Consider the following 11504-nt stretch of genomic DNA (forward strand, 5'->3'; position numbering starts at 1 on the left):
CTGGGATGACGGGTTTCAGGCGACGAGTTCCTCCAGCAGCGCCTCGATCCGGTCGAGGCGCTGGCCGGGATCCTCGATCCGCTCTGACAGGATCAGGCGGTCCTTCTTTTCCGTCAGGCCCTTCGCCGCGCCCGCAAAATCGCGGTGGGGGGTGAGGGCGATCGCGGCGGGGCCGGCGTCGATGCGCGCCACCCTCGCCTCGCGCGCGGCGATGCGGATGCCGGCTAGGCGGAGGAGCAACTCGGCCTCGGGCGGGAGCGGGCCGAAGCGATCCTCGATCTCCTCGGAGAACGCGGCGAGGCCGTCTGCATCCTCGATCCGCGCGAGCCGGCAGTAGAGCGTCACGCGCAGTTCCTCGTCGGGCAGCCAGTCGGCGGGCAGGCAGCCGGCGACGCCCAGGTGCAGTTCGGGCGTCCACCGCTCGACCGTCTCGCCGCGCGCGGTGCGCAGCGCGGCTTCGAGGAGGTGCTGATAGAGGTCGACGCCGATCAGCTTCATGTGCCCGGCCTGCGCCTCGCCGATCAGGTCGCCGGCACCGCGCAGGTCGAGGTCGCGGGCGCTGATCGCGAAGCCCGCGCCCAGCCGGTCGAACGCCTCCAGCGTGCGCAGGCGCTTGAGTGTCCGCGGCGCGATCTCGTGCTCGGCATCGGTGAGCAGCATCACCTGCCCCCGCCGGCTGCCGCGCCCGACGCGCCCGCGCAACTGATGGAGCTGCGACAGGCCGAAGCGGTCGGCACGCCAGATCACCATCGTGTTGGCGCGCGGCACGTCGAGCCCCGCCTCGATGATGTTGGTGGCGAGCAGCACGTCGCCGTCGCCGCGCCCGAACGCGACCATCGCCTCGTCGATCTCCGCCGCGGGCATCTTGCCATGGGCTTGCAGGATTTCGAGCTCGGGGACGAGGCGCGCGAGCTTCTCCGCCAGCGGCGCCATGTCCTCGATCCGCGGCACGACGACGAAGCCCTGCCCGCCGCGGCTGCGTTCGCGCAGGAGGGCGGTGCGAACGGTTTCGGGGACGAATGCGCCGACCGAGGTGCGGATCGGCTGGCGGCGTGCGGGCGGGGTGGCGATCACCGACAGCTGTTGCAGCCCGACCAGCGCGCTTTGCAGCGTGCGCGGGATCGGCGTGGCAGAGAGCGCGAGGACATGGCCCGCGCCCAGGTCGCGCATCTTGGCCTTGTCCGCAGTGCCGAACCGCTGCTCCTCGTCGATGATTACGAGCGCGAGGTTCTTGTAGGCGACGCCCTTGCCCGCGACCGCGCCGGTGCCGACGACGACTCCGATCGACCCGTCGGCGAGGCCGGCCTTCACCCGCTTCTTCTCGGTGGCCGAGGACAGGCGCGAGAGGCCGGCGACCTCGATCCCCGTCCCCTCGAACCGTCGCGCGAAGCTGTCGAGATGCTGGCGCGCGAGGACGGTCGTCGGTGCGGCGATCGCAACTTGATGCCCGGCCAGCGCGGCGAGCGCGGCGGCGCGAAGCGCCACTTCGGTCTTGCCATAGCCGACATCGCCGACGACGAGCCGGTCCATCGGCTTGCCCGAGGCGAGGTCGTCGCGGACCGCGGCGATCGCGCGCGCCTGATCGGCGGTTTCGGCGAACGGGAAGCCGGCGGCGAAGCGCTCATACGCGTCGCTCGGCGGAGCGAGGACGGGTGCGTCGCGGGCGGCACGCTCGGCGGCGATGGCAGTGAGGGCCTTCGCGCTTTCGGCGATGGCGGCGTCGATCGCCCCGCGCCGCTTCTGCCAGCTCGTCCCGTCGAGCTTGTCGAGCGTGACGGCGTCCGCCTCCGCGCCATAGCGCCAGATGCGGTCGGCCTCCGCCACCGGGACCAGCCGGGTGCCGCCATCGGCATAGCAGAGGACGATCGCGTCGCCGTCGTCGGCGGGCATCGGCGCGAGGCCGTGGACGACGGCGAGGCCGTGATCCTCGTGCACCACCACGTCGCCGACGTTGATCTCGCCGAGCGTGAAGGGCGCGGGGTCGGCGGCGCCGGGGCCGACGGCATCGACCTGTGCCCGGCTGCCGAGCAGGTCGGCGGCGGCGACCGCGAGGATGCGGTCGCTCTCGAACCCGCGATCGACGGGCATGACGAGGCTGAGGACGCTGCCCTTCTTTGCCTTCTCCACCGCCGCCCAGCTCATCTTCGGCTGGACGTCGGTCTTCAATGCCTTGGCGGCGCGGCGCGAGAGGAAGCGCAGGTCGCGCTCGCTGCCCATGAGGACCACGCGCTTGCCCGCCGCGATCGCGGCACGGGCGGCGTCGGCAAGGGCGCGCATCGGCCGCTTCGCCTCGACGAAGCGCGGGGCGGGGGCGGCATCGAGCGTCAGTATCGGCCGGTCGTGGCGGCCGAGCGCCTTGACCCAGACCGCCTCGCTCGCCGTGTCGCGGATCGCACGCTTGCCGCGCCGGCGCTGCGCATCGCCGGCGAGCGCGAGGAAGCGGCGGCGGCGATCGTCGGCCTCGTCCGCAAGGATGACGGCGGCGTCTGGCAGATGCTCGACCAGCGTGACGCCCTTGCCGCCCACGTCCGGTTCGCTCACCCGGCCGAGTTCGCGCGTTTCGCAGGTCCCGGTCGTGCGCTGGTCGGCCGGGTCGTACACGCGGATGCCGGCAACCTTGCCGTCGGCCGCCTCGATCCGCAGCGGTGCGGCGGCGTCGGCGGGATAGACGTCGAGGACGGCGCCGCGCAGCGCAACTTCGCCCGGCTCGTCCACCCGCTCGTCGACGACATAGCCGATGGACTGGAGCTCGGCGTGAAGCGCGGCAAGGTCGATCGCCGCGCCCGTCTCGACCCTGGGCGGCGCGGCATCGAAGGCGGCGGGCGGGGGATAGAGCCGGCCGAGCGCCTCGCCCGTGGTGACGAAGGCGATGTGCGGCCGCCCCTTGAGCACCGACAGCCGCCGCACCTCACGCAGCGCCGACACACGCTGGCCGACATTGGCGGGGGACGCGGGGGCATCGTCGCCGGGCAGCGCGTCGCTGCTGGGGCAGAACAGCACCGCCGCGTCCGGGACCGCCATCGCAAGCGCCGAGGCGAGGACGGCGGCACGCGGTTCGTCTGGGGCGGCGTAGAACAGGTCGCGCGCAGCCAAGAGGCCCGCCAGTTCGGCGACGATCGCCGCGGTGCCGGGCGGCACGGCCGCCGCTGGATCGATCGCCTCGGCCGCCGTCGCCATGTCCCGTGTCCGCCCCTGTCCGATGAAGCCCGAAGGCTGGACAGCCACTACCCGTGATAAGGTGTTGAAGTTCCTTGCCGAGTTGGTGCCGACTTAAGGCCGTATCAGGATCGACGCCGTGCCCGTCGCCCAGACCGGCAGGTAGAGGCCCGCGCCCGCCGCCTGCAACTGGCCGGTGCGCGCTTCCTTGAGGTCCGCCCTGATGAGCAGCCGCCCCTCGCGCTTGGCTTCGATCGCGCGGTCGACCTTGCCGATCAGCTTGGCATAGTCGCGCTCGAAATCCTGCGCGAGCACCTCCGCGATCATCGGCGCGATGCCGGGGGCGTTGATGACGTCGATGATGAGGTCGCTGCCCACCCTGTCGGTCGTGCCGGTGACGGCGAAGTCGGAGAAGCCGACGCGCCGCGAATTGGGCAGCGTCACGGGCTTGCCGGTCAGCCAGACGGTGCCGCGCGACGGCTTGGTCTCCCCCGCCTCGAGCGCGGCGAAGGTCAGGCCGACCGCGATCCGCCCGCCCGTCGTACCATAGATGCGCACCCGCTCGAACCGGGCGCGGACGGGATCGAGGCCCGGCACGTCGAACGGCCGTGCAGCGCGCTTGGTCAGCGCCTTCATCAGCACGGGCTCGAGCACCGAATAGTCGGAAAAGACCGGGATGAAGAACGACAGCGCACCGTCCGCCGCCGCCAGCGGTTCGAGCGGGGGGAGCGGCGTCGGTGCGGGCGGGGCAGGGCGGTGGCCGACATGCGTCTCGGTGATCGCGCGCATGCCGAGCTTCAGGTGCATCCGCCCGCCGTCGATCGTGTAGCCGCCATATTGGAACGCCTTGGGCGTGATGCGCATCCAGACCGGCGGATTGGCGGCATTCACCGAAACGGTGGTGAAGGCCGAGCGCCACGCATCTTCGATCGCGCGCCGCACGCCGATCCGCCCGAGCTCGCCGGGCAACTCGCGCTCCAGCTTCGCGATGACGGGGGCCAGTTTCTTGTCCGCCTGCTCGGTCAGGTCGATGCGGACGCCCAAAATCTCGACGTGCGGCGTGTCGGTCCAGTCATAGTCGAGGTCGAGCGTGCCGCGCGGGGTCCAGTCGCGCGACAGCGACAGCTTGATGACTGCATGCGCCATTGCGCGCGCGGTCGCGGTTTCCTTGAGCATCCCGCCCGCCGTCTCCGCCCGCACACTGGCGGTCAGGGGGATCGCGGCGCGGATCGTGCTGCCGCTGCCGGCGATGCGGATCGCGCCGCGCGTCACCTGTCCGACGATGCGGCACTTGACCGCCGGCGTCTTGAGCTTGGCGATGCCGAGGTCGATGCGCTTGTGCCCGGCACAGGTCTGGCCAGGCTTATCGATCTGCCACATCGTGCGCGGCAGTTCGCGTTCGAGCACGCGCTGGAGATCGACGAGATTGACGTCGACGGGGACCGCGATGACTGAGGGGCTGGGATCGACCCGGATCGCGTCATTCGCGCGTGGCGGCTGGCCGCGGTCGCGCGCGCCGCACGCCGACAGCGCGAGCGCGGCGACCGGCATTGCCCATGTCCATCCCCGAAACCGACGCCTTGCCATGCCGTCCCCGGCTCCCTCCCGATTAAATCGATCGTAGCGAAACCCGCGAGCGTTCGTTACGTTTCAGCATCGACCATATGGGGTCAAAAAGGGGGTCAGGGGTGCCAGCCTGGGGGTTGCCGCGCATCGCCGTTCGCCGAGCCGGCTGGCTCGTCATCGGCGCAGGCGCGCTCGCATCGACCACGGTTGGTGCTCAAGAAGCGCCGGTAACGCTGTCGTTCGATGCGGCAAGCAGGCGGCTCGAGGGCGTGTCACCCGCCGTGTCCGCCGCCGACAATGCCGAACTCGCGGCGCGTGAGACGGCGGCGGCGGTGGCGACGCTGCGGCGGCCGATCATCACCGCGTCGGCGCAATATATCGTGTATCAGAAGACGCTGGCGGTGGATCTGACCGGCTCCAAGCAATCGGCGAGCGCGGCGACGCAGGATTTCCTGTCGGGCATCCCCGGCAGCGTCCCGCCCGCGTTTCAGGTGATCGCGGGCGATATCGTCGGCCGCATTTCGCAGGCGCTGCCGGGCCTGTTCGCGGCGATCCCCGATACGCTGTCCTATCAGTATCGCGATGAGGTGTTTCGCCCGACGGTGCAGGGCGTGCTGCCGCTCTACTCGGGCGGCGCGATCCCGGCGATCCAGCGCGGGGCCAAGGCGGGGGCCGACGCTGCGGCCGCGCGCGCGGCGCAAGCGCGGGAGCTGGCGCGCATCAACCTCGTCCGCGTCTATTTCGGGGAGATCGCGGCGGGCGAACTCGCGCGGTCGGCGCGGGAGACGCTGGCGGCGCTCGACCGGCTATTGTCCGACGCGACGAAGCTGGAAATGGCCGGCGTGACGCCGCGCGCGCGGACGCTGGAGGCACAGGTCGCGCGCGATGCCGCGGCGCGCGCGGCGGCGCGCGCCGAGATCGCGCATCGGGGCGCGCGGGACGAACTGGCGCGGCTCCTCGAAACGGACGGCGTGCGACCGTCGACCCCGCTGTTCGTCGCCAGCCGGCCGCTTCCCCCCGCCGAAACCTTCCTCGGCCGGGACGACCTGCCGCAATTGCGACAGGCGGATGCGACACGCGGGCTCGCCGATGCGGGCGTCGATCTGGCCCGCTCGCGCTATCGGCCAAAGGCATTCGCGTTCGGCGAATATAATCTCAATCGCGACAACGCGCTGCCGACCGAGCCCGACTGGGTCGCGGGGGTGGGCGTTCGCTATACGCTCCTCTCCAACGTCGATCGCGGCCATGCGCTGGCGGCGGCGCGCGCCAATGCCGCCGCAGCATCCGATGCCGCACGCGAATCGCGCAAGGCCGCGGTGGGGGCGACGATGCGCGCCTGGGATCTGGTCGAGAGCGCGCGGCAGTCGTTCCTCCTCCTCGACAGCTCGCTCGCCGCCGCGACCGAGAATCTGCGCGTGCAGCAGGTGTCGTTCCGCGAGGGGGAGGGGACGCTGACCGCCGTCCTCGGCGCGGAGGCGGCGCTGGCGACCGCGCGGACGCAGCGGGCGGCGACCGCGTATGAATACGACCTCGCGCTCGCCGGGCTGCTCGCCGCCTCGGGCCAGCTCGACCGCTTTCCCGATTATCTGCGTGCGGCCGATATCCGCCTGCCGCTGGAGCCGCGCCCGTGACCGACGAAGCCCCGCCGCCGCGCCGCGCGCGCATCCTGCTCTGGATCGGCCTTGCGGTCGTCGCGGTGCTGATCGCGCTCGGCCTGTGGCTCGCCTCGCGCCCGCCCGCCGAGCAGTTGCAGGGGGAGGTCGAGGCCGAGGAGATCAACGTCGCGACCAAGACGCTGGCGCGCGTCGACAAGCTCATGGTCGACGAGGGCGATCGCGTGCGGCGCGGACAGGTGCTGGCGACGCTGTCGGCGCCGGAGATCGCCAACGGACAGGCCCAGGCCGAGGCCGCGCTCGACAGTGCGCGCGCGCTGCAATCGCTGACCGAGGAGGGCGCGCGGGCGGAGGATGTCGCCTCGATCCGCGCGACCTGGCTGGCGGCACAGGCGACCGCCGACCTTGCCGCCGTGTCCAGCCGCCGCGCCGACCGCCTGTACGCGGAGGGTGTGATCGCCGCTCAGCGCCGCGACGAGGCGCACGCCGCGCGCGACAGCAGCGCCCGAGCCGCACAGGCGGCCAAGGCGCAATATGACAAGGCGCTGGCCGGGGCCCGCCCGCAATCGCGCGCCGTCGCCGCGGCGCAGGTCCGCGCCGCAGCCGCCGCGACGGGCACGGCTGACGCGCTGATGAAGGAAACGCAGCTCGTCTCCCCGATCGACGGCGAGGTCGCGCGCCGGCTGCTTCGCGCGGGCGAGATCGTCAGCCCGATCCTGCCCGCCTTCCAGCTGATCGAGCTCGACGACCCGCACGTGACGCTCAACGTGCGCGAGGACGATTATCGCGGGATGCGCGTCGGCCGGACCCTGACAGGCCGCGTCCCCGCGCTCGGCCGCGACCTCAACTTCCGCGTTAGCAAGGTGGCGCCGCAGGGGCGGTTCGCGACGTGGCGCGCGACGCGGCAGTCGCGCGGCTATGACGTGCGCGCCTTTGCGATCACGCTGAAGCCCGCCGCCCGCGTCGAGGGGCTGCGGCCGGGGATGAGCGTGCTGTTCGACTGGCCGCAATGAGCGCGGTCGCGCGCGGGTTCGTGGATGAACTCGGCCGGATCGCGCGCACGCCCGTCGACCTGTTCCTGCTGACCGCGATGCCGCTGCTGCTGCTCGGGTCGATGGCGGCAATGATCTTCGGCGGCAGCCCTCAGCGGCTGGGCACCGTCATCGTGGATCGCGACGGCGGCGCGCTGGCGCAGCGGATCGCGCGCGATGTCGATGCCGCGCCCGGCCTCTCTGTGGTCGCGCGCACCCCCGACCTCGATGCGGCGATGGCGATGATTCGGCGCGAGGAAGCGGTGGCGGCCGTCGTGATCCCCCGCGGCGTCGGCACGCGCGTCGCCGACGGCGCGCCGGTGGAGATCTTCCACCAGGCGCTGTTCCTGTCGACCGGCGCGCTCGCCGCCACCAACCTGCGCGTCGTCGTCGCGGCGGCGCTGGCGGGCGAAAAGGATGTGGGGATCGAGGCCGACCGCCTGCCGCTCCCCGGCGTCACCGTGACCGTGCTCGGCAATCCGACGCTCAGCCTCGAATGGTATCTGGGGCTGCTGCTCGGCCCCGGCGTGCTCCACCTGCTGATTGCGGTGACGGCGGCGGCGAGCATCGGCGTGTTGATGCGCGAGCGGTCGTTCGCCGACTATGTGCGCGGCGTCGATGGTCCGGCTGGGCGGATCGTCGGGCGGCTCTTGCTGCATGTCGCGGCGGGGACGCTGTGGGGCGTGCTCTGGCTGCTCTGGCTGACGCTGGCGCGCGGATATCGCGCGGACGGGAGCCTGATGCTGATCGTGCTCGGCATCGCCCTGCTGTTCGCCGCGACGGCGGCGATCGCGCTGCTTCTGGTCGCCGCGACGCGCGAAGTGGCGACTGCGCTGTCGGGGGCGGTAATCGTCGCGGGGTCGGCGCTCGCCTATTCGGGCGCGTCGCTGCCGCTCGGCGGGGCGGGGTGGTTCGCGCGGTTCTGGAGCGCGGTCCTGCCGCTCACCCATTATCTGACGCTGCAGATGGATCAGGTACTGGGTGTCGCGCCCGCCCCGTTCCTGCGCGCCGCCGGCGCGCTGATGCTTTATCCGCTGGTCGCGGGCGGGGTGGGGCTGTGGCTCGTGCTGCGCGATGGGCGCGCGCGATGAGCTTTCGGCAGGCCTATGAGGCGACGCTGCTGACGATCGTCACGACGCGCGATCTGCTGTCGGTCGCGGTGCTGTCGGTCGTGCTCTACGCCTTCTACTATCCCGCGCCCTATTCGCATCAGGCGGCACAGGCGCTGCCGATTGTCGTCGTCGACGGCGACCGCGGCGTGCTGGCCCGGCGGCTGATCGAGCATCTGGGCGACACCCGCGCGATTCAACTGGTGGGCGAGGTGCCCGGCATGGCCGCCGCCCGCGCCGCGGTGCGCGAACGCCGGGCCGAGGGTATCCTGCTCCTCTCCAACGATTTCGCGCGCGAAGCGGCGGCGGGGCGCGCGGGGGCAGGCGTCGGCATCTGGCTGAACGGCAGCTATCTGCTCCGCGCCGAAAGCATCGCCAGCGCGCTTGCCGAGACGATCGAGGATGCGCTGGCCGAGCGACAGGCGGCGCTCGGCACCGCGCGCGGGCGATCGCCGCCGATCCTCGTCCACCCGCTGTTCAACACGACCGGCGGATACCGCGACTATATCTTTCCCGCGGTCGCCAACATCATCCTGCAACAGACCTTGCTGTTCGCCAGCGCGCGGCTGGTGGCGGAGCGGCGGCGGCGCGGATTGCGCGCGTCGGGGCTTGCCGAGGGCCTGGGCCGCTGGGCCGCGTGCACCACGATCGGCATGCTGGCGGCGGGCTTCTATTTCGGTTTCGTCTTCTGGGTGCAGGACATTCCGCGCGCCGGCAACCTGCCCGCGCTCGCGGTCGCGGTGCCGCCGTTCGCGGGGGCGGTCGCGGCACTGGGACTGGCGGCGGGGAGCTTCTTTCGCAACGGCGACGACGCGCTGAAGGTGCTGCTGCCCACCTCGGTCCCGCTGGTGTTCCTCGCCGGCTTCGCCTGGCCGCACTCGGCGATGCCGGGGTGGCTGGCGGCGCTGTCATGGCTGTCGCCGGCGACCGCGGCGATGCACCTGTTCACCCGCCTCAACCAGATGGGCGCGATGCTGTCCGAGGTGGCGGGACCGATCCTCGTGCTGGCGCTGTCGATCGCCGTCTATCTGCCCGTCTATCTCTGGCGGTCGCGGATCGGTACGGTCGCGCCGGATACGCGCTCGCCCGCGGCGCGTTGAGCGATCCCGAAGCCATTGAGGAACCCGTCTTGACCCAGTTTCGCGTTCTCGGTCTCGCCCTCGTCGCTGCGCTGTCGACCGCGTCTGCGGCTCAGGCGCAGTCCGATCCCGGCAAGAAGGTCTGCGTCGCCGAGGCGCGGCGGCTTTGCCCGGCGGAAATGAAGTCGATGAGCCGCAAGCGGGTCGAGGCGTGCATGATCCAGCGGATCAACGATACGTCACCCACCTGCCGGTCGGCGATGCTGCGGATCAAGGCCGAGCGTGAGGCGAAGGCGCGGCGGTAAGGCCGAGCGCGCGGTTCTCCGCGCCGATGCGAACATAGAGCATCGCGGCGTTGAGGATCGAGAAGACGACCGCGATCCAGACGAGCCCGAACACCAGCGGCAGCACCGCGATCTCGGCGATCACCACCGCGTAATTGGGATGGCGGACGAGGCGAAACGGGCCGCGCGCGACCAGCCGCTCGCCCGGCACGACGATGATCCGTGTCGTCCAGCGCGAACCCAACGTCGCGAGCACCCAGATGCGCCCGGCCTGAAGGAACGCGAACAGGATGAGAAGCGGCCAGTGGACCGGCTGCCCGCCGACGCTGAACCAGAGCGCGACGAGCCACGCGGTGTGCATCGCCACCATGAACGGATAATGCTCGCGCCCCACCTCGTGCGCACCCGCTGCCATCAGCCGCGCGGTGTTGCGCTTGGCGATGACCAGTTCGCTGAGGCGCTGAAGCGTGACGAACGCCATGATCGCATAGGGTAGGATCAAGACAGGCGCTCCAGGATCAGGGTCGAGGCGGTGAAACCGGGGCCGAGCGCGCTCATCACCGACCGCGGCGGCACTCCCTCCGCGCGATAGCGGTCGAGGACGAAGAGGACGGTGGGCGCCGACATGTTGCCGTGATCGTGGAGGACGCCGCGCTCATGGGCAAGGCTGCCCGGCGGCAGATCGAGCGCATCCTCGATCGCGTCCACTACCTTGGCCCCGCCGGGATGGCAGATGAAGCGGTCGATATCGCCGAGGCTGAGGCCGTTCGCGCCCAGCATCGCGGTCATCGCCTCGCGCATTTCGCGCCGGACGAAGCCGGGGATCGCGCGATTGAGGACGACGCCGAGGCCGGTCGGCTCCGCCCGCCAGCCCATGATGTCGAGCGTGTCGTTCCACGTCTTTTCCGCGCTGCCGGTGATCGCCGCGAACCCGTTCTCGCCGGTGCGCAGCACGCAGGCGGCGGCCCCGTCGCCGAACAGCGCGGTGGAGATGAGGTCCGCCTTGTCCGCGCGGTTGGTGCGCAGCGCGAGGCTGCACAGCTCGACCGTCACGAACAGCACCGTCGATCCGGGCCGCGCGGCGGCAAGTTGCGCGGCAAGCGCCATGCCGGTCGTGCCCCCCGCGCAACCGAGGCCGAACACCGGCACGCGGCGCACGTCGGTGCGGAAGGGCAGGTGCGCCATCGCCCGCGCTTCCAGGCTGGGCGTGGCGATCCCGGTCGAGGAGACGGTGACGATCGTATCGACGCCCGCCGCGTCGATCCCCGCCAGATCCAATGCCCGGCCGGCCACTTCGACGAACAGCGCCAGCGCCACGTCGAGATAGGCGGCGCTCCGCTCCTCGAAGCTGCGCTCACTCCGGTACCAGTCGAGCGGCATGGCAAGCTGTCGCCGAGCGATGCCGGCATTGTCATAGACCGGGGCCAGCCGGTCGAAATCCGCGAACTGGCCCCCGATCAGCTCGCGCGCGGTCGCCAGCGCCTGTTCCTGTTCGAGGACATGCGCCGGGGTCGCGGTGGCCAGGGAGAGAATCGAAACCGGCTGGGACATGCATCGCCCGAAAGGCCGGGAATCCGGCGGTAGAGGGAGTGTGGCGCAACGATCCTGATCCATGCAAGTTCATGGCGCTGCGATTCCGTACCCAAATCGCACATTGCCGATGCAA

General features: G+C 71.4%; 9 protein-coding genes. 5 read left to right on the forward strand and 4 right to left on the reverse strand.

Annotated elements, in window-relative coordinates; translation table 11 throughout:
- Nucleotides 1-15 precede the first annotated feature (15 nt).
- Both FHR19_RS03000 and FHR19_RS03005 read right to left on the reverse strand, forming a co-directional pair.
- A complete protein-coding gene (locus FHR19_RS03000) occupies nt 16-3177 on the reverse strand; it encodes a helicase-related protein (RefSeq protein ID WP_184025789.1) in 3162 nt (1053 codons plus the stop codon).
- A 93-nt stretch (nt 3178-3270) separates the two neighbouring features.
- The gene (locus FHR19_RS03005; RefSeq protein ID WP_246359266.1) at nt 3271-4707 is read right to left on the reverse strand and encodes a DUF4403 family protein; all 1437 of its coding nucleotides are present in this window, start codon (nt 4705-4707) and stop codon (nt 3271-3273) included.
- 137 nt (nt 4708-4844) lie between these two features.
- On the opposite strand from FHR19_RS03005, the gene FHR19_RS03010 reads away from it, so the two are divergent.
- Genes FHR19_RS03010 through FHR19_RS03030 form a run of 5 tightly spaced genes read left to right on the forward strand, consistent with a single transcriptional unit; the run spans nt 4845 to nt 9859 of the window.
- On the forward strand, nt 4845-6353 hold the full coding sequence (locus FHR19_RS03010) for a TolC family protein (RefSeq protein WP_343053137.1): 1509 nt from the start codon (nt 4845-4847) through the stop codon (nt 6351-6353).
- Nucleotides 6350-7348 carry an HlyD family secretion protein gene (locus FHR19_RS03015; RefSeq protein ID WP_184024128.1) on the forward strand — a complete coding sequence of 333 codons (999 nt, stop codon included), beginning with the start codon at nt 6350-6352 and terminating at the stop codon, nt 7346-7348. The genes FHR19_RS03010 and FHR19_RS03015 overlap by 4 nt, the downstream gene beginning before the upstream one ends.
- Nucleotides 7345-8457: an ABC transporter permease gene (locus FHR19_RS03020; RefSeq protein ID WP_184024130.1), complete on the forward strand. Its 1113-nt coding sequence runs from the start codon at nt 7345-7347 to the stop codon at nt 8455-8457. The genes FHR19_RS03015 and FHR19_RS03020 overlap by 4 nt, the downstream gene beginning before the upstream one ends.
- The gene (locus tag FHR19_RS03025) at nt 8454-9575 is read left to right on the forward strand and encodes an ABC transporter permease (protein ID WP_184024132.1); all 1122 of its coding nucleotides are present in this window, start codon (nt 8454-8456) and stop codon (nt 9573-9575) included. The genes FHR19_RS03020 and FHR19_RS03025 overlap by 4 nt, the downstream gene beginning before the upstream one ends.
- A gap of 29 nt (nt 9576-9604) precedes the next feature.
- Nucleotides 9605-9859 (forward strand): hypothetical protein, encoded by a 255-nt coding sequence (locus tag FHR19_RS03030; RefSeq protein WP_184024134.1) that lies wholly within the window; start codon nt 9605-9607, stop codon nt 9857-9859.
- Here FHR19_RS03030 and FHR19_RS03035 read toward each other — a convergent pair.
- Both FHR19_RS03035 and FHR19_RS03040 read right to left on the reverse strand, forming a co-directional pair.
- Complete coding sequence (locus FHR19_RS03035; RefSeq protein WP_184024137.1) at nt 9825-10340, reverse strand: isoprenylcysteine carboxyl methyltransferase family protein; 516 nt, start codon at nt 10338-10340, stop codon at nt 9825-9827. The two genes, FHR19_RS03030 and FHR19_RS03035, sit on opposite strands and share 35 nt — an antisense overlap.
- Complete coding sequence (locus FHR19_RS03040) at nt 10337-11389, reverse strand: type III polyketide synthase (RefSeq protein WP_184024140.1); 1053 nt, start codon at nt 11387-11389, stop codon at nt 10337-10339. The genes FHR19_RS03035 and FHR19_RS03040 overlap by 4 nt, the downstream gene beginning before the upstream one ends.
- Between the last annotated feature and the right edge of the window lie 115 nt (nt 11390-11504).

Origin of the sequence: Sphingomonas yantingensis, from assembly GCF_014199325.1 — a bacterium.
GTDB classification, from domain to species: Bacteria; Pseudomonadota; Alphaproteobacteria; order Sphingomonadales; family Sphingomonadaceae; genus Sphingomonas; species Sphingomonas yantingensis.

Bases quoted from the DNA above. Each gene is read 5' to 3' on its own strand.
- FHR19_RS03000 (WP_184025789.1), bottom strand. From the start codon at position 3,177: ATGGCGACGGCGGCCGAGGCGATCGATCCAGCGGCGGCCGTGCCGCCC.
- FHR19_RS03005 (WP_246359266.1), bottom strand. From the start codon at position 4,707: ATGCCGGTCGCCGCGCTCGCGCTGTCGGCGTGCGGCGCGCGCGACCGC.
- FHR19_RS03020 (WP_184024130.1), top strand. From the start codon at position 7,345: ATGAGCGCGGTCGCGCGCGGGTTCGTGGATGAACTCGGCCGGATCGCG.
- FHR19_RS03025 (WP_184024132.1), top strand. From the start codon at position 8,454: ATGAGCTTTCGGCAGGCCTATGAGGCGACGCTGCTGACGATCGTCACG.
- FHR19_RS03040 (WP_184024140.1), bottom strand. From the start codon at position 11,389: ATGTCCCAGCCGGTTTCGATTCTCTCCCTGGCCACCGCGACCCCGGCG.